We start from the raw sequence: 21,478 nt of genomic DNA on the forward strand, positions 1-21,478 counted from the left end.
ACGTGCCGTGCCGCCCTCCCCAACCGCCCTCCCGCCTGCGACGGTCGACAGGTGATCACCCGCACCCTGCCGCCGGCCCCTCTGCTGCTGCCCGCCACCCTGCTCACCGCACTCGTCGCCGCCCTCGCCGTGACGATCACGCAGGACGGCTATTTCACCGACCCGGGCCGGCTCTCCCTCTGGTACGCGGTCTGCTGGCTGCTCTTCGCGGCCGCGGTCTGGTCGTTGCGCAAGGTGCCGGTGAGGCAGGCCGCCGGCCTGGTGCTCGCGGGGTCGATCGCCGTCGCCGCCACGGGACTTGCCGGACCGCCCCGCACCAGCACCGACTCCTACCGCTACGCGTGGGACGGCCGCGCCCAGTCGGCCGGCCTCTCCCCGTACGACCATCCGCCGGCGGACCCCGCGCTCGCCGGGCTGCGCGACACGTGGCTGTTCTCCACCGGTTCCGTCTGCCGCGAGCCCGACCGTTCACGGACCGTCGAGGACTCCTGTACGCGGATCAACAGGCCCTGGGTGCACACCATCTACCCGCCGGTCGGCGAGGCCTACTTCCTCGCCGTCGACTCCCTCTCCCCCGAGGGCGCCCGGCACAAGCCGCTGCAGATCGGCGGCGCCCTGCTCTCGGTCGGCGTCACGGGCGTCCTCCTCGTGGCGCTGCGGCGCCGTCCGTGGCAGGCGGCGCTCTGGGCGTGGTGCCCGGCCGTCCCGATCGAAGCGGTGAACAACGCCCACGCGGACGTCCTCGCCGTGCTCCTCACGGTCGGCGGCCTCACGCTGCTCGCCCGGGGCAGACGGGCGGGAGACACCGAAGGCATCCGCAGCCGGCGCGCGGGCAGCGCCCTGCTCGGCGCGGCGACGGCGGCCAAGCTGCTCCCGGCGCTGGTGGTCGCGGGCGCGCTGGGCGGCGTCCGCCGCGTACGGGACGCGGCGGCCCTGCTGGTCCCCGCGACGGCGGTCCTCGCCCTGGCCTACCTCCCGTACATCCTGCTCTCCGACCAGTCCGTCCTCGGCTACCTGAGCGGCTACATCGAGGAGGAGGGCTACGACGACGCCTCGTCCACCGGCCGCTTCGCCCTCCTGCGCCTGCTGCCCCTGCCCGAGTCCTGGCTCCTCCCGACGGCCCTGCTCGGCATGGCCCTCGCCTTCGCGTACGTACTCGTCCGCGGCGCTCCCGACCGCCCGTGGCACGGCGCGCTGCTCCTCACCGGCACCGCGTTCCTCCTGATGACCCCCGGCTACTCCTGGTACGCCCTCCTCCTCATCGCCCTCGCCGCGTTCGAGGGCCGCTGGGAATGGCTCCTGGTGGCGGTCGCGGGCGCGGCGGACTACGTGACGGACCGCGCGGTCCCCGACGACACGCTCACGGTGGGCACCCTCGCGTACGGAATCGCGGCGGCCGTCGTCGTGGGCGTCGGCGTCCACCGAGCGCGCTCCGGACGCCCGTCCGTCCCGGCCACCGATCTCGCGACGGACGCACTGCCGCAACGCAACGACGCCCTCCCCGGTCCTGGCAGGACCTGAGAGGGCGCCGGGAACAACCTGGCGGGAGGGCCTCAGTTGTTGCTGTGCAGCACGTCGTTCAGACCGCCCCACACCGCGTTGTTCGGGCGGGCCTCGACGGCGCCCGTGACGGAGTTGCGGCGGAAGAGGATGTTCGAGGCGCCGGAGAGCTCGCGGGCCTTGACGATCTGGCCGTCGGGCATCGTGACGCGGGTGCCCGAGGTGACGTACAGACCGGCCTCGACGACGCACTCGTCGCCGAGGGCGATCCCGACGCCCGCCTCGGCGCCGACCAGCGAGCGCTGACCGATCGCGACACGCTGCGTACCGCCACCCGACAGGGTGCCCATGGTCGAGGCACCGCCGCCGATGTCCGAGCCGTCGCCGACGACGACGCCCTGGGAGATACGGCCCTCGACCATCGACGTGCCGAGCGTGCCGGCGTTGAAGTTGACGAAGCCCTCGTGCATCACGGTGGTGCCCGCGGCGAGGTGCGCACCGAGGCGGACCCGGCCGGCGTCGGCGATCCGGACGCCCTTGGGGGCCACGTAGTCCGTCATGCGCGGGAACTTGTCGACGCCGAAGACGACGAGGTGCAGGCCCTCGGCGCGGGCGTTGAGGCGGACGGTCTCGAGCGTGTCGACCGGGACCGGGCCGAGCGAGGTCCAGGCGACGTTGGCGAGCAGGCCGAAGAGGCCCTCGAGGTTCTGCTCGTTGGGCTTGACCAGCGTGTGGCTGAGCAGGTGCAGCCGCAGGTACGCGTCGTGCGCGTCGAGCGGCTTGTCGTCCAGGGACGCGATGACCGTACGGACGGCGACGATCTCCACGCCCCGGCGCTCGTCCTTGCGGACGGCCTTGGCGGCACCCTCGCCGAGCAGTTCGACGGCGCGCTCGGCGCTCAGCCGCTCGGTGCCGGCGGGGCCGGGGGCGTCGCTGAGCTCGGGGGCGGGGAACCAGGTGTCGAGGACGGTGCCGTCGGCGGCCAGGGTGGCCAGGCCCGCGGCTACGGCGCCGGTGGTACGGGGAGCAGTGGTGTCGGTCATGGGCAGAAACTTAACCGGCGGGCGGCGACGGAAGCGAACCGGTCTCAGGGGGCGAGCCGCACCCGCGCGAACGTGCCGTACGCCCGCATCCCCCCAGGTGCGGACGTACGGCACGGGTCGGTCAGGGCCGCTCGCCCCGGTGCTCCACCACTCCCCAGCCCGTCTTGGCGCTGCTGATACGGATGTCCCCGGCCTTCCATTGCATGGGCGGGTTGCCGCCGACCCCCAGTGGGTCCTCCTCCTCGTAGTCCTTGATCACGACCAGGCGGTGCCCCACCGGCAGATACGTCTCGGGGTCGAGCAGGATCTCCTGCCGCGTCGCGGCCTCGGATCCCGTGATCATTCCGATGGCGATCGCGTCCCGTCCTGCCGCGTCCTTCACCAGGTGCTCGACGACCTCGACGCCGGGCAGCGAGTCCAGGGCGCGGTACATCTTGGCGAGCCCGGGACCGTCGAGGCGGGCGACCGGCGAGCCGGTCAGCACGCTGAGCGCGGCGAAGCTGTGCTCGTCCTGTGTCCCACCGCCACCTGTGTAGGCCGCGCGGGCCGCCGCGAGCACACCCTGCGGGTCGACGGGCAGACCGGCGATGATCGCGGCCTGCTCGCGCATCGACCGGTCGTCGCCTTCCTTGCCGTTCTCGAAGTCGGGGTCGGCCCACCGCTGCCATTTCTCCGTTTCCTGCGGCCCCAGGGAACGGACGTCTCCTGAGGATCCGCTCGACGGCTGCTCGACTGTCTTCGTGTAGATCCACTGGTCGTCACGCGGGACCTCCGCCGCGCTGCCCTCGACCGCCCGCGCCGCCTGCTCCAGGACCTGGTCGGGGTTCCCCGGCACGGCGGGCGCGCTCGCGGCGGGCCGCAGGCCGCCGGCGGACTGCCCCACCTCGCCGAGGTTCACCGCGAGCACGGCGGCACCGGTCACCGCGAGCACCGTGCCCGCAGCGGCCAGCCGCCAGTCGAGCCGCCTCCGCCCCCGGCGGCGCGCACGCGGGCCCCGCGCCTCGGCGAGGAGCCGCGTCCGTCCCGCGGCCAGCCGGCCCTGGTCCGGCGCCGGCACCTCATCCCGCAGCTCCCGCACCTTCGTCAACTCGTCCATCACCGCGCCACCTCCGAGGCGTCCACCACAAATGCGGGATCCGCTCCCAGCGCGCTGCGCACCTTGCGCCGCGCTCTGTTGAGCCGTGAGCGCACCGTGCCGAGCGGGATGCCGAGTGCCTCGGCGACCTCGGGGTACGTGAGATCCGCCCAGGCGACGAGCAGCAGGACGTGCCGGTCGCCCGCGGAGAGCCCGGCGAGCGCGCCCGCCAGCGGTCCGTGCGCGGACTGCGCGACGACCCGGCTGTCGGCCCGTTCCACCCAGGACTCGGCCACCGGATCGGTGCCGGTACGGGCCAGGGCCCGCAGGCCCCGTACCTCCGTACGCCGCTGCTTGCCGATCAGGTTCGCCGCGATGCCGTACAACCACGGCCTGGCGTTCTCGCGGCCCAGGTCGTACCGGGAGCGGGTGCGGAAGGCGGCCAGGAAGGTCTCGGCCGTCAGGTCGTCCGCGTGGCCGTCGCCGAGGCGGCGTGCCGCATAGCGGTGGATGTCGGGCGCGTAGCGGTCGTAGAGCTCCGCGAACACCTCGGGCTGTGCGAGCGAGCGGCGGATCACCGCCGCGTCGCCCTCGACCGACGTCGGTGCGCTCACATGGCCTCCCCCTGCCGTACCACTGCGGTGTGCTCACCCCCTGTTACCCGTACGGCCGAGGGCAGTTCACGCCGGCGGGACGCAAGCAGCACCGCGCACCCCGCGCCCACCGCCAGGACGGCGCACAGCGGCCACAGCAGCCCGGGCGCGGAACCGAGCACCGCTCCGCCGAGGGGCGCGGCAAGGACCGTACCGCTGACGGAGACGCCCGCATACAGACTCTGGAAACGGCCCTGCACATGGTCCGGCGCCTGGTCGGCGACGTACGCGGTGGCGGTGGTCTTGTAGAGGATCTCGCCGAGAGTCAGCAGGGTCATGGTGAGGATCGCGGTGGCCAGGACGGTGCCCGGGATCAGCGCCGCGTACCCCGCGCCGACGAGGACAAGGCCGCAGCCGACGATCCGCAGCGGCGGGCGGGACTTGAGGGCGAGGGCGACGGGCAGTTCGAGCAGCAGGATGAGGCCGCCGTTGATGGCGATCATCCAGCCGTAGACGCGGGCGTCCATGCCGTGCTCGGCGAGGTGCACGGGGAAGGTCGTGTACTGCTGCCGGTAGACGAGGTCGACGATCAGGATCGCGCCGAGCAGGACGAGCACCGAGGGCCTGGAGCGCAGTTCGGGCCAGAGCCGCCCGCCGGCAGCGGCCGCCTGCTTCCGTACCGCGCCGTGCGCCGGCACCATCCGCGCGGTCCAGCACGCGAAGAGCAGGGTGCCGATCCCGTCCGCGACGAACAGCCAGTCGTACGAGAGGGAGGTGGCGACCAGCGCGCCGAGCGGCGGCCCGATGGTGAACCCGCCGTTGGACGCGGCCCGGATGACGGCGAAGGCCTGGCGCCGCGCGCCCTCGGGGACGAGGACCGCGACGAGCGCGGAGTTGGCGGCCCGGACCACGCCCGCCGCGTACTGCGCGAGCGGCAGCACGAGGTAGAGCGCGGCGACCGGGACCAGCGGGAGCACGGCGAGGACGAGGCCGGCGGAGACGGCCGCGGCGAGGAGCACGCGCCGGTGCCCGAAGTGGTCGCCGAACCAGCCGCCGGTGAAGTTCCCCGCGATCAGACCGAGTCCGCCGAGCCCGCTGACCAGCCCGGCCTCGGCGACGGGCAGGCCGCGCGGCCCGGTCAGATACAGGAAGACGTAGACGAACGTGAAGCTCACGAGGGCGTTGAAGAACACCCCCGCCGCCAGCAGCCATACGGACCTCGGCACCACCCCGCCGATACGCAACGCGCCCACCCCTCACATCCGTCGAGCCGTCCACCGAGTCAGTTCCTTTTGGGAACTGACTATGGCAGCATAATGAGCAGCAGGTCAACGGGGGCGGGAAGCACCGGGGTTCGGCGAAAGGGAAAGCCATGGCACGCAGGACGAGTCTCGGTGACGCGGACTGCGCCATCGCCCAGGCCCTGGACGTCGTCGGCGACTGGTGGACCCTTCTGATCGTCCGCGACAGCGCCCGCGGGGCACACCGCTTCGAGGAGCTCCAGCGCGAGCTGGGCATGTCCCGCAAGGTGCTGGCCGAACGGCTCAGGCTGCTGGTCGACGCGGGCGTCCTGGACAAGGTCCCGTACCAGGAGCGCCCGGTGCGCCACGAGTACCGCCTCACGTCGCGCGGCCGCGCCCTGCTGCCGGTCCTGATCGCCCTGCAGGACTGGGGAGACACCTGGGTGCTCGGAGAAGGGGAAATGATGGCCACGGCCACCGACACGTCACGTGAAGCCGCACGCGTCCACGCGCTGCGCGGCACCCGCGTCCCGGACGACGTCCGTCTCGTCGACAGCGAAGGGGAGGAGCGCGACCCGGTCGCGCCGACCCCGTTCACGGTCCTCTACTGCTTCCCCGGCGCGTACGCGCGCGGCGACGCCTACCCGCCGGGCTGGTCCGGCATCCCGGGCGCGCGCGGCTGCACGCTCGAATCGTGCACGTACCGCGACCGGCTCGCCGACTTCACCGGCGCCGGCGCCACGGTGCACGGGGTATCCACCCAACGCCCGGACGAGCAGCGCGACTTCGCCGCGAAGGAGCGGCTGCGCTTCCCGCTGCTCTCGGACGCCGATCTGGCGCTCGCGGCGGCGCTGCGCCTGCCGACGTTCCGCGCCGCGGGCGTGAGCCGGCTCAAGCGGCTGACGCTGGTGATCGACCGGGAGCGGACGATCCGCGAGGTCTTCTACCCGGTCACGGACATCGCGGCGAGCGTGGACGCGGCACTGGACGCCGTCCTCGACCGGCAGGCCGGGCAATTGCCGGTCCGCCTCGACGACTAGCGCTCCCCGCCACCCCGCTCACCGACAGCCGCCCCGCCCAGCACCCGGGCGAGCATCTCCCTCGTATACGCCTCGTCGTACGCGCCGCCGGTCAGGAGCACCTGGAGGCAGATCCCGTCGAGCAGCGCGACGACGGCGCGCGCCGTGACCCGGTCGACGCGGCGGACCAGGATCTCCTCGACCGAGGCGCACCACTCCGCGGCGACCGGGCGCAACGCGGGGCGGCGCAGCGCCGCCAGGTACAGCTCGTATTCGAGCTCGACGCCCGTGCGGTCGCCGCCGAGCCACTGGCCCGTCAGATGCGCGAGCTCCGCCGCGAGATCGGCCTCCGGCGCGAGCACCGACTCCCGCTCGCGCACCTGGCGGCCGAAGCCCTCGTTGGCCTGGCGCAGGGCGGCGACCATCAGGTCGTCGAGTGTGGCGAAGTGGTACGTGGTGGAGCCCAGCGGGACGTCGGCCTCGGCCGCGACGGAGCGATGGCTCAGACCGCCGATGCCCTTGCGGCCCACGACCCGGATCGCGGCGTCGATGATCCGCTGCCGCCGCTCGGGGTCGTACCGCCGCGCCATCAGCGCGCTCCCCCCGCCGCCGCACCGCTCATCAATGCGCCCCGCCGAGATTGAGCAGCACCACTCCGCCGATGACGAGCAGGATCCCCGCCAGTTTCGCAAGGCTCGTGGACTCGCCGAGGAAGACCATCCCGATCACCGCGACGGCCGCGGTGCCGACCCCGGCCCAGATCGCGTACGCGGTCCCGACCTGCATCGTCTTCAGGGTCTGCGCGAGCAGGCTGAACGCGAGCAGGTACCCGGCGACCGTCCCGAGCGAGGGCCAGAGCTTCGTGAAGCCCTCGCTGTACTTCATGGCCGTGGTCCCGGCCACCTCCGCCGCAATCGCCGCGGCCAGCAGTCCGTATCCCATGCGTACAAGGGTACGCATCGTTGTGTACGGGTGTACATAACGCGTCACCGTCTCCTTCGCGAGTCCTTCGGCCCTGTGCCCGGCGCGCCGCGTCGGCGACAATGGGGCGGTTTGCTGCCCCCGTATGAAGACCAGGACCTCGTGACACACCCCGGCTGGGCCCCGCTCACCCCGTACGCTCCCCCGCCCCCGCAGCCGGGCGTGATCCCCCTCGCCCCGCTCTCGCTCGGGGACTACTTCGGCGCGCTGCCCCGGCTCCTGCGCCACCACTGGCGGCCGCTGCTCGGTCTCGGCGCCGCGGCCGTCGGCCTGGTGCACCTGGTCCTCTATCTCGTCTCGGCCGCGGCGGTCCTGCAGCTCGGCTCGGACGACCCGTTCCTCGCGCTCGACCAGGGGCTCACCGACTCGCTGCTCGCCGCCGTCGCGGTCGCGGTGCTTGCGGGCGGCCTGCTCAGCCTCCTCTCGTACGCGTTCGTCAGCGCGCTGTGCCCGGCGGTCCTGCACCAGGCGGTGCTCGGCCGCACCACGCCCGCCCCGGCCGTCGGCCGCCGTGCGCTGCGCCGCGTCCCGGCTCTCATCGGCGCGCTGGCCCTGCTGACCGCGGCCTGTCTCCTGCCGTTCCTCCTCGTCGCCACGCTCGCCCTGTTCTCGGGCCCGTTCACGCTGCTGATGGTCCTGCCGTTCCTTCCGGTCGTCGTCTGGTGCTGGGTGCGCTGCAGCCTGGCCCCCGCGGTGGCCGTGATCGAGGGCGCGGGTCCGCTGACCGCGCTGCGCCGTTCCGCCCGTCTCGTCCGCGGCGCGTGGTGGCGGGTCTTCGGCATACAGCTGCTGATGGGGCTGGTCGGCACGGTGGCCGCGGCGGCGCTGACCTGGCCGTTCGACGAACTGAGCGCGGCGCTCCCGGTGTTCGGCGACGGCCTGGAGTTCGCGTTCGGCGGTGTGCTGCTGCTGCCGGCGGTCGCGGCGGCTCTGCTGACGACCCTGCTCTCGCAGACGACGGCCGCCCTCCTCTACACAGACCAGCGCATACGCCGCGAAGGCCTCGCCCGCACCCTCGCCCAGGCCGCGTACACCCCCCGCTGACCCCCGTCCCACCTGGGCTAACGTATGCCGTCCGACACGAGGGAACGGAAGGCAGCATGGCGTACCAGGGGTGGGGACCACAGGGACCGCAAGGGCCGCAGGGACCGCAGGGGCCGGGCGGGGCACCGTACGGATGGGGCGGCTGGCAGATGCCGCCTCCGCCGAAGCCGGGGGTGATACCTCTGGCGCCGCTGGGTCTGGGCGAGATCTACGGCGGCGCGTTCTCGACGATGGGCCGCTACGCGCGTCAGCTCTTCGGCTCGATGGCCGCGGGATACGCCCTGCTGCTCGCCGCGATGGCGGGCATCTTCACGGCGGTCTACTTCGCCGTACGGGACGACGTCGAGGCCCTGATCGACACACCGGAGCGGATCGCCTGGGACACGCTGCGCCCGGTCCTCCTCGCGGTCGCGGGTGCCTGGTTCGCCGTGATGCTCCTGAGCGTCGTCATCAACGCGTTCCTCAGCGCCGTCAGCCCGGTCGTCCTGGAGCACGCGGTGGTCGGCCGGACCGCCCGCTTCGGTGAGGTGTGGCGCCGTGCCTGGTCGCGGACGCCCTCGGTGCTCGGCGTCACCTTCCTGACGTACCTCCTGATCGCGATCCCGATCGTGCTCTACTTCCTGTTCTTCATCGGTCTGATGGTCTCGCTCCTGACGTCCGACTCCTTCGCGGTCTCCGCGAGCCTGCTCTTCCTGCTGGCCCTGCTCACCGTTCCGCTGGTGCTGTGGCTGACGGTCTCGTTCACCTTCGCGCCCGCGGTCGCGGTCCTGGAGTCGGCGGGCCCGCTGACGGCGCTGAAGCGTTCGTACCGGCTGGTGCGCGGCACATGGTGGCGCACGTTCGGCATCACGCTGCTCACCGGGATCATCGCGGCGGCCGTGATGTTCTTCGTCCGGATGCCGCTGATGTTCCTCGGCCCGCAGCCGGCCTTCGGCATCGACGCCACATCGGACCGCTACCGCGACGTCGACGAGCTCTACAGCGACCTCTTCAAGGACCTGCTGCCCGAGCTCTGGACGTATCTGATCGTCTCGGCGGTGATCGGCCTGGTGCTCCAGCTGCTCTACATCGCCTTCACCCAGCTCGTGGCGTCGCTGCTCTACATCGACCAGCGCATCCGCCGCGAGGGCCTCGCGGACGGCCTGGCCCGCGCGGCCGGCCACTGACGGCACGACACGACACGACACGAGACAAACGGAAAGGGCCCCCACCAGCGACTGGTGGTGGCCCTTTCCGCAGAAAGAACTAGACGTTGAACCCGAGCGCCCGAAGCTGCTCGCGCCCCTCGTCCGTGATCTTGTCCGGACCCCACGGCGGCATCCAGACCCAGTTGATGCGCAGTTCGTTGACCAGGCCGTCGGTGGCCGACTTCGCCTGGTCCTCGATGACATCGGTCAGCGGGCAGGCCGCCGACGTCAGCGTCATGTCGATCGTCGCGATGTTCGCGTCGTCGATGTGCACGCCGTAGATGAGGCCGAGGTTGACGACGTCGATGCCGAGCTCGGGGTCGACGACGTCCATCAGCGCCTCACGCACCTCCTCCTCGGAGGCAGGCTTCAGGGCAGTGGTCTCGTCGCTCATGCGGACTTCCTCTCGGGCTCGGAGTCCCCCAGGGCCTGAGCCGTGGCGTCCTTCCATGCCATCCAGCTCAACAGCGCGCACTTCACGCGCGCCGGGTACTTGGAGACACCGGCGAACGCGACGGCGTCCTCCAGGATCTCCTCCATCGCGTCGTCGGGCTCGATCCGGCCCTTCGACTGCATCAGCTCCAGGAAGGTGCCCTGGATCTTCTGCGCCTCGGCGAGGTCCTTGCCGACCAGGAGGTCGTTCAGAACCGAGGCGGAGGCCTGGCTGATGGAGCAGCCCTGCCCCTCGTACGAGACGTCCGCGATCCGCGAGCCGTCGTACTTCACCCGGAGCGTGATCTCGTCACCGCAGGTCGGGTTGACGTGGTGCACCTCGGCGTCGCCATCCCGCAGACCGCGCCCGTGCGGGTGCTTGTAGTGGTCCAGGATGACTTCCTGGTACATCGAGTCCAGCTTCACGTCAGCCCTCTCAGCCGAAGAAGTTCCGTACGTGCTCCAGGCCCTCGACCAAGGCGTCGACCTCGGCCGGCGTGGAGTACAGATAGAACGACGCTCGCGTGGTCGCAGGAATTCCGTACCGCAGGCAGACCGGGCGCGCGCAGTGGTGGCCGACCCGGACCGCGATGCCCTGCTCGTCGAGGACCTGGCCCACGTCGTGCGGGTGGATGTCGCCGAGCGTGAAGGAGATCGCGGCGGCGCGGTCCTCCGCCGTGACCGGACCGATGATCTTGAGGTCCGGCACTTCGAGGAGCCGCTTGACCGCGTACTCGGTGATCGCGTGCTCATGGCGCGCGATGTTCTCCATGCCGATCGAGTTCAGGTAGTCCACGGCCGCGCCGAGGCCGACGGCCTGGGCGACCGGGGGCGTACCGGCCTCGAACTTGTGCGGCGCGGGAGCGTACGTGGACGAGCTCATCGAGACCGTCTCGATCATCTCGCCGCCACCGAGGAACGGCGGCAGGTCCTCCAGGAGCTCCTGGCGTCCCCACAGCACGCCGATGCCCGTCGGGGCGCACATCTTGTGGCCGGTGAAGGCCACGAAGTCGGCCTGCAGCGCCTGCACGTCGAGCGGCATGTGCGGGGCGGCCTGCGAGGCGTCGATGCAGACCAGGGCGCCGACTTCCTGGGCGCGGCGCACGATGGCCTCGACCGGGTTGTGCGTGCCCAGGATGTTGGAGACGAGGACGAAGGACACGATCTTCGTCTTCTCGGTGATGACCTCGTCGAGGTTCGACAGGTCGAGCCGGCCGTCGTCCGTGAGACCGAACCACTTCAGCTTCGCACCGGTGCGCTGCGAGAGCAGCTGCCACGGGACGATGTTGGAGTGGTGCTCCATCTCCGTGATGACGATCTCGGTCTCGTGGTCGACCTTGTAGGGCTCGTCGGCCCAGCCGAGCATGTTCGCCACGAGGTTGAGGGATTCCGAGGCGTTCTTCGTGAAGATCACCTCGTCGCGGGAGGGCGCGTTGATGAACTCCGCGACCTTGTCCCGCGCGCCCTCGTACAGCGCCGTGGCCTCCTCGGCGAGGACGTGCACGCCGCGGTGGACATTGGCGTTGTGCCGCTCGTAGTACTCGGTGAGCGCGTCGAGCACCTGGCGCGGCTTCTGCGAGGTCGCCGCGTTGTCCAGGTACACAAGCTTCTTGCCGTCGTGGAGCACACGGTCCAGGGCGGGGAAGTCCTTGCGGATTGCCTCGGTGTCGAGGAGGCCAGGCAGCTGTGTCACGCAGATACGCCACCCTTCACGTACTTGTCGTAGCCCTCGGCCTCGAGCTGGTCGGCGAGCTCGGCGCCGCCGGACTCGGCGATGCGGCCGTTCGCGAACACGTGCACGAAGTCGGGCTTGATGTAGCGCAGGATGCGCGTGTAGTGCGTGATCAGCAGGGTGCCGACCTCGCCCGACTCGCGGACGCGGTTGACGCCCTCGGAGACGACGCGCAGGGCGTCGACGTCGAGGCCGGAGTCGGTCTCGTCGAGGATCGCGATCTTCGGCTTGAGGAGCTCCAGCTGGAGGATCTCGTGGCGCTTCTTCTCACCGCCGGAGAAGCCCTCGTTGACGTTGCGCTCGGCGAAGGAGGGGTCCATCTGGAGACGCTCCATGGCCTCCTTGACCTCCTTCACCCAGGTGCGCAGCTTGGGGGCCTCGCCGCGGATCGCCGTGGCCGACGTGCGCAGGAAGTTGGAGACCGAGACACCCGGGACCTCGACGGGGTACTGCATGGCGAGGAAGACGCCGGCGCGGGCGCGCTCGTCGACCTCCATCTCCAGGACGTCCTCGCCGTCGAGGGTGACGGTGCCGCCGGTGATCGTGTACTTCGGGTGGCCCGCGAGGGAGTACGCGAGGGTCGACTTGCCGGAGCCGTTGGGGCCCATGACGGCGTGGGTCTCGCCCTGCTTGATGGTCAGGTCGACACCCTTGAGGATCTCCCGGGGGCCGTTCTCGGCCTCGACGGAGACGTGCAGGTCGTGGATTTCAAGCGTTGCCATGGGTGCCTCAGGACTCCTGGGTGAGGGAGACGAGCACGTCGTCCCCTTCGATCTTTACGGGGTATACGGGGACGGGGCGCGTCGCGGGAAGGCCGGACGGCTTGCCGGTGCGGAGGTCGAACGCCGAGCCGTGCAGCCAGCATTCGATCATGCAGTCTTCGACCTCGCCCTCCGAGAGGGAGACGTTCGCGTGCGAGCAGATGTCGTTGATCGCGAACACCTCGCCCTCGGTCCTGACGAGGGACACCGGCGTGCCGTCGAGTTCCACCCGCTTCGGGGTGTCCTCCTCCAGCTCGCTCAGCGCACAGGCTTTGACGAAGGCGCTCATCACACGGACGCCTCGAGCTCTTCCTCGATCTTGGCGATGAGGCGCTCCTCGATGTCGGCGACACCGATCTGCTGGACCAGCTCGGCGAAGAAGCCGCGGACCACGAGGCGACGGGCCTCGGGGGCCGGGATGCCGCGGGCCATCAGGTAGAAGAGCTGCTCGTCGTCGAAGCGGCCGGTCGCGCTCGCGTGGCCGGCGCCGACGATCTCGCCGGTCTCGATCTCCAGGTTCGGCACCGAGTCGACGCGGGCGCCGTCGGTGAGAACCAGGTTGCGGTTCATCTCGTACGTGTCGGTGCCCTCGGCGGCGGCCTCGATGAGGACGTCACCGATCCACACGGCGTGCGCCTGCTCGCCCTGCAGCGCGCCCTTGTAGACCACGTTGGACTTGCAGTGCGGCACGTTGTGGTCGACGAGGAGGCGGTGCTCCTGGTGCTGGCCGGCGTCCGTGAAGTACAGACCGAGCAGCTCGGCGTCGCCGCCGGGGCCCGCGTACTCGACGCGCGGGTGGAGGCGCACGACGTCGCCGCCGAAGGTCACGACGACCGACTTGAAGGTGGCGTCGCGGCCGAGCAGCGCATTGTGCTGCGAGCAGTGGACAGCCGTGTCGTCCCAGTCCTGCACGGAGACGAAGGTGACCTTGGCGCCGTCGCCGATGAGGAAGTCCACGTTGGCGGCGCGCACACCGTCACCGGTGTGGTCGACGACGATGACGGCCTCGGCGAACGCGCCGATGTCGAAGACGGTGTGACCGAAGGTCGTGCCGCCCTCGCCGTGCAGGAGCACGCGCACGGGCTCGGTGAGCACGGTCTCCTTGGGGACCGAGATCACGGTGGCCTTCTCGAACGCGGAGTAGGCCTGCGCGGCGATGCGGTCGACCGGCTTGCCCGCCTTGCCGACGCGCGCGTCGTCCCGGGTGACCGACTCGACGGTGACGCCCTCGGGGGCGTCGACCTGCGCCTTGATGGCGCCGTCGGCCTTGGCGGTGCCGTCGTGCAGGCCCTTGAGACGGTCGAGGGGGGTGAACCGCCACTCCTCCTCGCGGCCGTGCGGGACCGGGAAGTCCTGCACGTCGTAGGACGGGGGCGCGCTCATGCGGGTCGCGACGGTGGACTCCGCCGCGACCGCGACGGCGCCGGCGGTGGTCGAACCCACCGGGATGTTCTGAGCCTCAGCCATGGCTGTCGTAGTGCTCTCTTTCTTACGTAAGTGGCGTGATGGAGACGGTGGTGGGCGGCCTCGCAGGGAGGCCGCCGGCCCGGGGGCCTTAACCGACCGCGCCCTCCATCTGCAGCTCGATCAGCCGGTTGAGCTCCAGGGCGTACTCCATGGGCAGCTCCTTCGCGATCGGCTCCACGAAGCCGCGCACGATCATGGCCATGGCCTCGAACTCGGTCATGCCGCGGCTCATCAGGTAGAAGAGCTGGTCCTCGGAGACCTTGGAGACGGTCGCCTCGTGACCCATGGACACGTCGTCCTCGCGGACGTCCACGTAGGGGTAGGTGTCCGAGCGGGAGATCTGGTCCACCAGCAGCGCGTCGCAGAGCACGTTGGACTTCGAGCCCGGAGCGCCCTCGCCGATCTCGACAAGACCGCGGTACGAGGTACGGCCGCCGCCACGGGCCACCGACTTCGACACGATGTTGGAGGAGGTGTTCGGCGCCATGTGGACCATCTTGGAACCGGCGTCCTGGTGCTGGCCCTCGCCCGCGAAGGCGATGGAGAGCGTCTCGCCCTTGGCGTGCTCGCCCATCAGGTAGACGGCCGGGTACTTCATGGTGACCTTGGAACCGATGTTGCCGTCGATCCACTCCATGGTCGCGCCCTCGTATGCCACGGCGCGCTTGGTGACCAGGTTGTAGACGTTGTTCGACCAGTTCTGGATCGTCGTGTAGCGGCAGCGGCCGCCCTTCTTGACGATGATCTCGACGACCGCGGAGTGCAGCGAGTCCGAGGAGTAGATCGGCGCGGTGCAGCCCTCGACGTAGTGGACGTAGGCGTCCTCGTCGACGATGATCAGCGTCCGCTCGAACTGGCCCATGTTCTCCGTGTTGATACGGAAGTAGGCCTGGAGCGGGATCTCGACGTGCACGCCCTTCGGCACGTAGATGAACGATCCGCCGGACCACACGGCCGTGTTCAGCGAGGCGAACTTGTTGTCGCCGACCGGGATGACGGTGCCGAAGTACTCCTTGAAGAGCTCCTCGTGCTCCTTCAGCGCGGTGTCGGTGTCGACGAAGATGACGCCCTGCTCCTCCAGGTCCTCACGGATCTGGTGGTAGACGACCTCGGACTCGTACTGGGCCGCGACACCGGCGACGAGGCGCTGCTTCTCCGCCTCCGGGATGCCGAGCTTGTCGTACGTGTTCTTGATGTCCTCGGGCAGCTCTTCCCAGGAAGCGGCCTGCTTCTCGGTGGAGCGCACGAAGTACTTGATGTTGTCGAAGTCGATGCCCGACAGGTCCGAGCCCCAGGTGGGCATGGGCTTCTTGTCGAACAGGCGCAGGCCCTTGAGACGGAGCTTGGTCATCCACTCCGGCTCGTTCTTCTTCGACGAGATGTCGAGAACGACATCCTCGTTGAGACCGCGCTTGGCAGCCTGGCCGGCCGCGTCGGAGTCGGCCCAGCCGTACTCGTACTTACCCAGGCCCTCGAGTTCGGGGTGGGCAGTCTCCTCGATGGGGAGAGTCATGCGGGGTTCCTCCCGGCCGTGCTTGCAGATGCTGTGGTGGCTTGGTCTTGCGTGGTCTCGTTACGAGGGATGAACGTCGTGCAGACGCCGTCCCCGTGGGCGATGGTGGCCAGTCGCTGTACATGTGTACCGAGCAGACGGCTGAAGAATTCCGTCTCCGCCTCACATAGCTGTGGGAACTGCTCGGCGACATGAGCGACCGGGCAGTGGTGCTGACACAGCTGCTCGCCGACCGGTGCGCTACGCGCAGTAGCAGCGTACCCGTCGGCCGACAAGGCTTTGGCCAGAGCCTCGGTGCGCTCCTGGGCGGGAACGCCGTCCAGGGCCTCGCGGTATCCCTCGGCCTGGGCGGCGAGCCGGGCCCGGGCGAAGGCGGCGACGGCCGCTTCCCCGAGCTCCCCGCCGCCGGCGGACTGCGAGATCCAGCGCAGGGCCTCGGCGGCGAGCTTGTCGTAGGACTGGTCGAAGGCGTCCCGGCCGCAGTCCGTCAGGGCGAACACCTTGGCGGGCCGGCCGCGCGTACGAGCGCCGTAGATCTTCTTTTCGCGAGATTCCACGACGTCGTCGGCGACCAGGGCGTCGAGGTGGCGGCGGACGGCGGCCTGGGTCAGGCCGAGACGGGTGGCGAGATCGGCCACGGTGGACGGACCGTGGTCGAGGATGGAGCGCGCGACGCGGTTGCGCGTGCTGCGCTCACCCGTCCCGAGCTCCTCCTGCGGAGCCCCGGCGGGAGCCTCCGTAGCCTCACCGACGTTTTTCACAACGCCATTGTTGCGTAATTCCTCTGGCCCCGACAACCGGCCTGGTGACAGGGCCGGGGTGCGGTGCATCACTTAGGGATACCTAAGTGGATACGGAGCGTGAGCGGGAGGCAACGCCGAGGTCAGCGGCCCTGTCGTATCCCCTCAGAGGTCCTCTTCGCGTTCGGGCCTTCCCATGAACCAGTACGAGCCGGCCACGAGAAGACCGCCGCCGACAATGTTGCCGGGCACGGTGAACATCAGATTGCGCAGCAGATCGCCGAGTCCGGCGCCGCCGTCGAGGATCGAGAGGGCGAAGAGCGCCATGTTGGCGACGCAGTGCTCGAAGCCCACGGCGACGAACACGAGCACCGGAATCCAGAGCACGAAGATCTTCGCGCCGTCCCCCTTGGCCCGGTAGAACATCCAGATCGCCAGACAGACCAGGAAATTGCAGAGCACGGCCCGCCAGAACAGCTGACCCCCGTCGAGCGCCTCCTTGCCGTGGATCATCTCGGCGAGCATGGCGCGGGCGGGCGCGGTGGAGGTGACGCCGGAGGCGTGCACCATGGCGCCGAACAGGAACGCGCCGGCGAAGTTGCCGAGCAGCGAGAGCGACCAGCTGCCGACGAGGTCCCTGGCGCCGGTGCGTCCGGTGAGCGCGCCGATCAGCATCACCATGACGTTGCTGGTGAACAGCTGGGCGCCGGCGAACATCACGATCGTGAGGGCGATCGGGAAGACCAGTCCTTCGAGCAGCTTCGTGGCCGCGGAACCGGCCGACACGAAGGGCGAGACGGCGACGAGGAGCAGCACTTCGCCGATGCCGATGTACGCGCCCGCGAGGACCGCGGAGACGAAGTAGCGGGGCGGTGTCCGCCGCAGGTCGTGGGCCTTGTGGGCGGCCTGCTCCGATGTCTCTTCCACGTTCTGCGCGATGCTGGTCACGTATCGACGCTAGGTCCGTTGCGGACCCGTTCCGTGCAGAAAAGGTCATCAATGACCGGACCTGCGGACCCGGCGGCCAGGGACCTGCGGCCCGTACCTAGACTCTGACGTCATGCGAACCGAGCCCGTCGTCCAGCTCACCTCACTGGTGAAGCGGTACGGCAGCAAGACCGCCGTGGACGGCCTGGACCTGGAGGCCTCGGCGGGCATCACCGCCGTCCTCGGTCCCAACGGCGCGGGGAAGACCACCACGATCGAGACCTGCGAGGGCTACCGGCGGCCGGATGCCGGCACGGTCCGCGTCCTCGGACTCGACCCGGTCCGGCAGTCCGCCGAGCTGCGTCCCCGGATCGGCGTGATGCTCCAGTCCGGCGGCGTCTACTCCGGCGCCCGCGCCGACGAGATGCTCCGCCACATCGCCAAGCTGCACGCGCACCCGCTCGACGTGGACGCCCTGATCGAGCGTCTCGGCCTGGACAGCTGCGGACGTACGACGTACCGCCGGCTCTCCGGCGGCCAGCAGCAGCGCCTCGCGCTCGCGCTCGCCGTGGTGGGCCGCCCCGAGCTCGTCTTCCTCGACGAGCCGACCGCGGGCCTCGACCCGCAGGCCCGGCGCGCGACCTGGGATCTCGTACGGGAGCTGCGCGCCGACGGCGTCAGCGTCATCCTCACCACGCACCACATGGACGAGGCCGAGCAGCTCGCCGACGACGTCGCGATCATCGACGCGGGCAAGGTCATCGCCCAGGGCACCCCCGAGCAACTGTGCAAGGGCGGCGCCGAGAACACCCTGCGCTTCTCCGGGCGCCCCGGCCTCGACGTCGCCTCGCTGCTCAAGGCGCTCCCGGCGGACACCGTCGCCGCGGAGCTCACCCCGGGCTCGTACCGCGTCACGGGCGCGATCGACCCGCAGCTGCTCGCGACCGTCACGTCCTGGTGCGCCCAGCACGGGGTGATGCCGGACCGGATCTCGGTGGAGCGGCACACGCTCGAGGACGTCTTCCTCGAACTGACCGGCAAGGAGCTGCGCGGATGAGCGCCGGCACGTACTCCCCCAGGCCGGGCGCCGCGCCGCTGCCCCGGATGATCGCGGCGCAGGCCGCCTTCGAGACGAAGATGCTGCTCCGCAACGGCGAGCAGCTGCTGCTCACCGTCGTCATCCCGTCGCTGCTGCTCGTCCTCTTCTCGACGGTCGACATCGTCGACACGGGCGAGGGCAAGGCGGTCGACTTCCTGGCGCCGGGCATCCTCGCGCTTGCGGTCATGTCCACGGCGTTCACGGGCCAGGCCATCTCGACCGGGTTCGAGCGGCGGTACGGGGTCCTCAAGCGGCTCGGCACCTCGCCGCTGCCCCGCTGGGCCCTGATGACGGCGAAGACGCTGTCCGTACTCGCGATCGAAGTGCTGCAGATCGCGCTGCTTGCGGCGATGGCCTTCGGCCTCGGCTGGTCGCCTCAGGGCAACCCTCTCGCGGTCGTGCTCCTCCTGATCCTCGGCACGGCGGCGTTCTCGGGTCTCGGTCTGCTCATGGCCGGCACGCTGAAGGCGGAGGCGACGCTGGCCGCCGCCAACCTCGTCTTCCTGCTCCTCCTGGTCGGCGGCGGCGTGATCGTCCCCCTCGACAAGTTCCCGGACGCCGCCCAGTCCGTCCTCGGCCTGCTGCCGATCTCGGCCCTGTCGGACGGACTGCGCGACGTCCTGCAGCACGGCGCCGGGATGCCGTGGGGCAACCTCGGGATCCTCGCGGTGTGGTCGGTCCTCGGTCTCGGGGCGGCGGCGCGCTTCTTCCGCTGGGAGTAGCCGTACGGGAGCGGCCGGGCCGTTCCCGTACGACCGGCGACCGGGCTACGCCCTGCGCCTGACCCACCAGAAGCAGAAGCCGCCGAGGCCCAGCGCGAGCCCCGTGTAGATCCCGGTCTCGGCCCACTGGAAAGGCCAGTAGCGGTCGGCCGGGTGGTACGTCGACTGCATGCGGTATCCGAGACGGTTCGCTTCGTCGGTCACGCAGCGCATCGACTCCTGTGGCGACGACGGCTTCGACCTGGCCTCGCAGCGCGCCGTCGCGTCGTCCGGCAGATCGACGACCGCGGCGCTCCGCCCGTCCTTGTCCACGACCTCACTGCTCAGGATCCACGCGCCCGGGTCCGCCACGCTCGCGCGCACCTGCAGGATGCCGCCCTGTCCGAGGCCGTCCACATTGGCCGTGGTGATCTTCGCGGTCGTCTCGACGGGTGCGGCGAGATGCGGACGTACGAGCATCGGCATGGCGACCTGCGCGAGCGCGAACACCGCGAGGGTGACGGCCATCGCCGGCAGCGCGCGCCGCAGCAGCATCCCCGCGGTGACCCCCACGGCGAACGCGAAGGCCGCGTAGCCGACCGGGACGATGCCGCGGGTCGCGAACACCACGGCTTCGAGCCGCGGGAACGAGTCCACGGCGCTCTTGTCGAGCGGGCTCGCCCACCACGTCACGGCCAGCGAACCGAGCCCGGCCACGAGCATGGCGGCAAGACCTGTGAGCGCGAGTTTCGCGGCCAGCCACCGAGAGCGCCGCACGCTCTGCGTCCACACCATCCGCAGCGTGCCGCTCTCCATCTCCCGCGCGATCAGCGGCGCACCCCAGAACACCCCGACCAGGGCGGGCAGAAGCAGCAGCAGCCCGCTCACACCGAGGAACGCGCTCTGGTGCTCGTCGAGGAACCGGTCGAAGAACTGCCTGCATCCCTCCGGCTCCCCCGCACAGCCCGCGATCCCGCTCGTGTAGTCGTCGGCGAGCGAGGGGCCGGTCAGGGCGAGGACCGCGCCGAGTGCCGCGAGCAGTCCGGCCGTCATCAGGGCCGCACCGCGGAACTGCCGCCAGGTCAGCCAGATCATCGCTGCACCTCCAGTCGTGGCCGCCGCACCGCGGGCGCGGACCGGTCCATGTACGCGAGGACCAGGTCCTCCACGGTGATTCCGTCGACGCTCCAGGACGGATCGTGGATCGGCTCCTCGGTCCGTACGAGCAGCGTGGTCTGCCGGTCGGTGTGGCTGGCCGAGATCACCTGCTGTGCCGCGGGCAGCCGGTCCGGATCGCGCCGGGCGCCGACGAGCCGGTGGTGCGTGGCGAGCAGCTCGTCCATGTCACCGGCCACCTGGACCCGGGAGTCGACGAGGACCACGAGGTAGTCGCAGGCCCGCTCGACATCGGAGACGAGGTGCGAGGAGAGCACGACGCTCAGCTCGTGCTCGGCGACGGCCTCCATGAGCAGCTGCATGAACTCGCGGCGCGCGAGGGGGTCGAGGGCCGCGACAGGCTCGTCGAGGATGAGCAGGTCGGGCCGCTTGGCCAGGGCCATGGTCAGGGCGAGCTGGGCGCGCTGGCCGCCGGAGAGAGTGCCGGCGCGCTGTGCGGGGTCGAGCCCGAGCCGCCGGACGCGGTCCTGGGCGACGGCGTCGTCCCAGCCGGGGTTGAGCCGCCGGCCGAGCGAGAGATGGTCGGCGACGCTGAGCCGCGCGTACACCGGGGTGTCCTGCGCGACGAAGCCGACGCGGGCGAGCTGGGCGACATCGGCGGCGGGCGGACCGCCGCACACCTCGACGGTGCCCGCGCTCGGCGCGAGCAGCCCGGCGGCGAGGTTCAGCAGGGTCGACTTCCCCGCCCCGTTGGGACCGACGAGGCCGATGACCCGGCCCGCCGGAAGGTCGAGATCGCATTCGCTCAGCGCCCAGCGCCTGCGGTACCGCTTGCCCAGCCCCTGGGCCCGTAGGACGGTGCTCACGCTATTTCCTCCCCTGCTCCGCCGCGAAAGGTGCTCAGGAACAGCGCCTCGATGCTCTCCTCGTCGAGCCCCGCGAGCCGCGCCTTGGTCAGCCAGCGCTCCAGGTCCCTGCGCAGGGGCCCGTGCGCGGCCAGCGACTTGTCGGCGAGCGTGCGGGTCACGAAGGTCCCGACGCCGGGCCGCGGCGCCACGAGGCCCTTGTGCTCCAGCTCCCGGTACGCCTTCAGGACGGTGTTCGGGTTGATCGCCAGACTGCTCGCCACGTCCTTCACCGTCGGCAGCCGGTCCCCCTCCTTCAGGAGCCCGAGCCGCAGTGCGTGGCGCACCTGCTGGACGAGCTGCTGATACGGGGAGAGCCCGGAGCGGCCGTTGAGATGGAACTCGATCACGGCACCTCCATTTATCTAGTTGCCTAGCACTTTAGGATGCTCGGCCACCGAG

At 70.7% G+C, this 21,478-nt stretch carries 24 protein-coding genes; 6 read left to right on the forward strand and 18 right to left on the reverse strand.

The features are described 5' to 3' along the window. Nucleotides 1-51 precede the first annotated feature (51 nt). Nucleotides 52-1,521 carry a hypothetical protein gene (locus ACIBI4_RS15940; protein WP_399204468.1) on the forward strand — a complete coding sequence of 490 codons (1,470 nt, stop codon included), beginning with the start codon at nucleotides 52-54 and terminating at the stop codon, nucleotides 1,519-1,521. 32 nt (nucleotides 1,522-1,553) lie between these two features. Here the strand turns inward: ACIBI4_RS15940 and dapD are convergent, their stop codons facing one another. The 4 genes from dapD to ACIBI4_RS15960 all read right to left on the reverse strand — a co-directional run bounded on the left by dapD (nucleotide 1,554) and on the right by ACIBI4_RS15960 (nucleotide 5,464). Further along, the gene (dapD, locus tag ACIBI4_RS15945) at nucleotides 1,554-2,543 is read right to left on the reverse strand and encodes a 2,3,4,5-tetrahydropyridine-2,6-dicarboxylate N-succinyltransferase (RefSeq protein ID WP_399204470.1); all 990 of its coding nucleotides are present in this window, start codon (nucleotides 2,541-2,543) and stop codon (nucleotides 1,554-1,556) included. A gap of 121 nt (nucleotides 2,544-2,664) precedes the next feature. After that, nucleotides 2,665-3,639 carry a CU044_5270 family protein gene (locus ACIBI4_RS15950; protein ID WP_399204471.1) on the reverse strand — a complete coding sequence of 325 codons (975 nt, stop codon included), beginning with the start codon at nucleotides 3,637-3,639 and terminating at the stop codon, nucleotides 2,665-2,667. Continuing rightward, on the reverse strand, nucleotides 3,639-4,232 hold the full coding sequence (locus tag ACIBI4_RS15955) for an RNA polymerase sigma factor (protein ID WP_399204472.1): 594 nt from the start codon (nucleotides 4,230-4,232) through the stop codon (nucleotides 3,639-3,641). Before ACIBI4_RS15955 ends, ACIBI4_RS15950 begins: the two co-directional genes overlap by 1 nt. After that, nucleotides 4,229-5,464 (reverse strand): MFS transporter, encoded by a 1,236-nt coding sequence (locus ACIBI4_RS15960; protein WP_399204473.1) that lies wholly within the window; start codon nucleotides 5,462-5,464, stop codon nucleotides 4,229-4,231. Before ACIBI4_RS15960 ends, ACIBI4_RS15955 begins: the two co-directional genes overlap by 4 nt. A 119-nt stretch (nucleotides 5,465-5,583) precedes the next feature. Here ACIBI4_RS15960 and ACIBI4_RS15965 point away from each other — a divergent pair, with 119 nt between their 5' ends. After that, nucleotides 5,584-6,492 carry a winged helix-turn-helix transcriptional regulator gene (locus ACIBI4_RS15965; protein WP_399204474.1) on the forward strand — a complete coding sequence of 303 codons (909 nt, stop codon included), beginning with the start codon at nucleotides 5,584-5,586 and terminating at the stop codon, nucleotides 6,490-6,492. On the opposite strand, the gene ACIBI4_RS15970 is transcribed toward ACIBI4_RS15965, so the two are convergent. Beyond that, nucleotides 6,489-7,061, reverse strand: a complete 573-nt coding sequence (locus tag ACIBI4_RS15970) for a TetR/AcrR family transcriptional regulator (RefSeq protein ID WP_399204475.1) — start codon at nucleotides 7,059-7,061, stop codon at nucleotides 6,489-6,491. The genes ACIBI4_RS15965 and ACIBI4_RS15970 overlap by 4 nt on opposite strands. Nucleotides 7,062-7,092: 31 nt before the next feature. Continuing rightward, nucleotides 7,093-7,413 carry a DMT family transporter gene (locus ACIBI4_RS15975; protein ID WP_399204476.1) on the reverse strand — a complete coding sequence of 107 codons (321 nt, stop codon included), beginning with the start codon at nucleotides 7,411-7,413 and terminating at the stop codon, nucleotides 7,093-7,095. A gap of 141 nt (nucleotides 7,414-7,554) precedes the next feature. On the opposite strand from ACIBI4_RS15975, the gene ACIBI4_RS15980 reads away from it, so the two are divergent. Both ACIBI4_RS15980 and ACIBI4_RS15985 read left to right on the forward strand, forming a co-directional pair. After that, nucleotides 7,555-8,496: a hypothetical protein gene (locus tag ACIBI4_RS15980; RefSeq protein ID WP_399204477.1), complete on the forward strand. Its 942-nt coding sequence runs from the start codon at nucleotides 7,555-7,557 to the stop codon at nucleotides 8,494-8,496. A gap of 149 nt (nucleotides 8,497-8,645) precedes the next feature. Then, nucleotides 8,646-9,662: a hypothetical protein gene (locus ACIBI4_RS15985; protein ID WP_399204478.1), complete on the forward strand. Its 1,017-nt coding sequence runs from the start codon at nucleotides 8,646-8,648 to the stop codon at nucleotides 9,660-9,662. 79 nt (nucleotides 9,663-9,741) lie between these two features. On the opposite strand, the gene ACIBI4_RS15990 is transcribed toward ACIBI4_RS15985, so the two are convergent. The 9 genes from ACIBI4_RS15990 to ACIBI4_RS16030 all read right to left on the reverse strand — a co-directional run bounded on the left by ACIBI4_RS15990 (nucleotide 9,742) and on the right by ACIBI4_RS16030 (nucleotide 17,276). Beyond that, nucleotides 9,742-10,077 (reverse strand): metal-sulfur cluster assembly factor, encoded by a 336-nt coding sequence (locus ACIBI4_RS15990; protein WP_399204479.1) that lies wholly within the window; start codon nucleotides 10,075-10,077, stop codon nucleotides 9,742-9,744. Next, entirely contained in the window at nucleotides 10,074-10,541 is a 468-nt protein-coding gene (gene sufU / locus ACIBI4_RS15995; RefSeq protein ID WP_399204480.1) for a Fe-S cluster assembly sulfur transfer protein SufU, read from the reverse strand. The genes ACIBI4_RS15990 and sufU overlap by 4 nt, the downstream gene beginning before the upstream one ends. A gap of 10 nt (nucleotides 10,542-10,551) precedes the next feature. Next, entirely contained in the window at nucleotides 10,552-11,808 is a 1,257-nt protein-coding gene (locus tag ACIBI4_RS16000) for a cysteine desulfurase (RefSeq protein WP_399204481.1), read from the reverse strand. Then, nucleotides 11,805-12,569, reverse strand: coding sequence for a Fe-S cluster assembly ATPase SufC (sufC, locus tag ACIBI4_RS16005; protein WP_399204482.1), 765 nt, complete (start codon nucleotides 12,567-12,569; stop codon nucleotides 11,805-11,807). Before sufC ends, ACIBI4_RS16000 begins: the two co-directional genes overlap by 4 nt. Before the next feature lie 7 nt (nucleotides 12,570-12,576). Further along, nucleotides 12,577-12,897, reverse strand: a complete 321-nt coding sequence (locus ACIBI4_RS16010; RefSeq protein ID WP_399204483.1) for a bifunctional 3-phenylpropionate/cinnamic acid dioxygenase ferredoxin subunit — start codon at nucleotides 12,895-12,897, stop codon at nucleotides 12,577-12,579. Next, nucleotides 12,897-14,075: a Fe-S cluster assembly protein SufD gene (gene sufD, locus ACIBI4_RS16015; RefSeq protein WP_399204484.1), complete on the reverse strand. Its 1,179-nt coding sequence runs from the start codon at nucleotides 14,073-14,075 to the stop codon at nucleotides 12,897-12,899. Before sufD ends, ACIBI4_RS16010 begins: the two co-directional genes overlap by 1 nt. An 88-nt stretch (nucleotides 14,076-14,163) precedes the next feature. Next, entirely contained in the window at nucleotides 14,164-15,588 is a 1,425-nt protein-coding gene (sufB, locus tag ACIBI4_RS16020) for a Fe-S cluster assembly protein SufB (protein ID WP_399204485.1), read from the reverse strand. After that, on the reverse strand, nucleotides 15,585-16,349 hold the full coding sequence (locus ACIBI4_RS16025) for a helix-turn-helix transcriptional regulator (protein WP_399204486.1): 765 nt from the start codon (nucleotides 16,347-16,349) through the stop codon (nucleotides 15,585-15,587). Before ACIBI4_RS16025 ends, sufB begins: the two co-directional genes overlap by 4 nt. 144 nt (nucleotides 16,350-16,493) lie before the next feature. After that, nucleotides 16,494-17,276, reverse strand: coding sequence for a formate/nitrite transporter family protein (locus ACIBI4_RS16030; RefSeq protein WP_399204487.1), 783 nt, complete (start codon nucleotides 17,274-17,276; stop codon nucleotides 16,494-16,496). 112 nt (nucleotides 17,277-17,388) lie between these two features. On the opposite strand from ACIBI4_RS16030, the gene ACIBI4_RS16035 reads away from it, so the two are divergent. Both ACIBI4_RS16035 and ACIBI4_RS16040 read left to right on the forward strand, forming a co-directional pair. Next, nucleotides 17,389-18,312 (forward strand): ABC transporter ATP-binding protein, encoded by a 924-nt coding sequence (locus tag ACIBI4_RS16035; protein WP_399204488.1) that lies wholly within the window; start codon nucleotides 17,389-17,391, stop codon nucleotides 18,310-18,312. Further along, the gene (locus ACIBI4_RS16040; protein WP_399204489.1) at nucleotides 18,309-19,076 is read left to right on the forward strand and encodes an ABC transporter permease; all 768 of its coding nucleotides are present in this window, start codon (nucleotides 18,309-18,311) and stop codon (nucleotides 19,074-19,076) included. Before ACIBI4_RS16035 ends, ACIBI4_RS16040 begins: the two co-directional genes overlap by 4 nt. A gap of 45 nt (nucleotides 19,077-19,121) precedes the next feature. Here the strand turns inward: ACIBI4_RS16040 and ACIBI4_RS16045 are convergent, their stop codons facing one another. From ACIBI4_RS16045 to ACIBI4_RS16055, 3 genes are read right to left on the reverse strand one after another with little or no spacing between them, the layout of a single operon-like run. Beyond that, on the reverse strand, nucleotides 19,122-20,150 hold the full coding sequence (locus ACIBI4_RS16045; protein WP_399204490.1) for an ABC transporter permease subunit: 1,029 nt from the start codon (nucleotides 20,148-20,150) through the stop codon (nucleotides 19,122-19,124). Then, nucleotides 20,147-21,037, reverse strand: coding sequence for an ABC transporter ATP-binding protein (locus tag ACIBI4_RS16050; RefSeq protein WP_399204491.1), 891 nt, complete (start codon nucleotides 21,035-21,037; stop codon nucleotides 20,147-20,149). The genes ACIBI4_RS16045 and ACIBI4_RS16050 overlap by 4 nt, the downstream gene beginning before the upstream one ends. After that, nucleotides 21,034-21,426, reverse strand: coding sequence for a GntR family transcriptional regulator (locus ACIBI4_RS16055; RefSeq protein WP_399204492.1), 393 nt, complete (start codon nucleotides 21,424-21,426; stop codon nucleotides 21,034-21,036). Before ACIBI4_RS16055 ends, ACIBI4_RS16050 begins: the two co-directional genes overlap by 4 nt. Between the last annotated feature and the right edge of the window lie 52 nt (nucleotides 21,427-21,478).

It is taken from the genome of Streptomyces sp. NPDC050418 (assembly GCF_044458745.1).
Classification (GTDB): domain Bacteria; phylum Actinomycetota; class Actinomycetes; order Streptomycetales; family Streptomycetaceae; genus Streptomyces.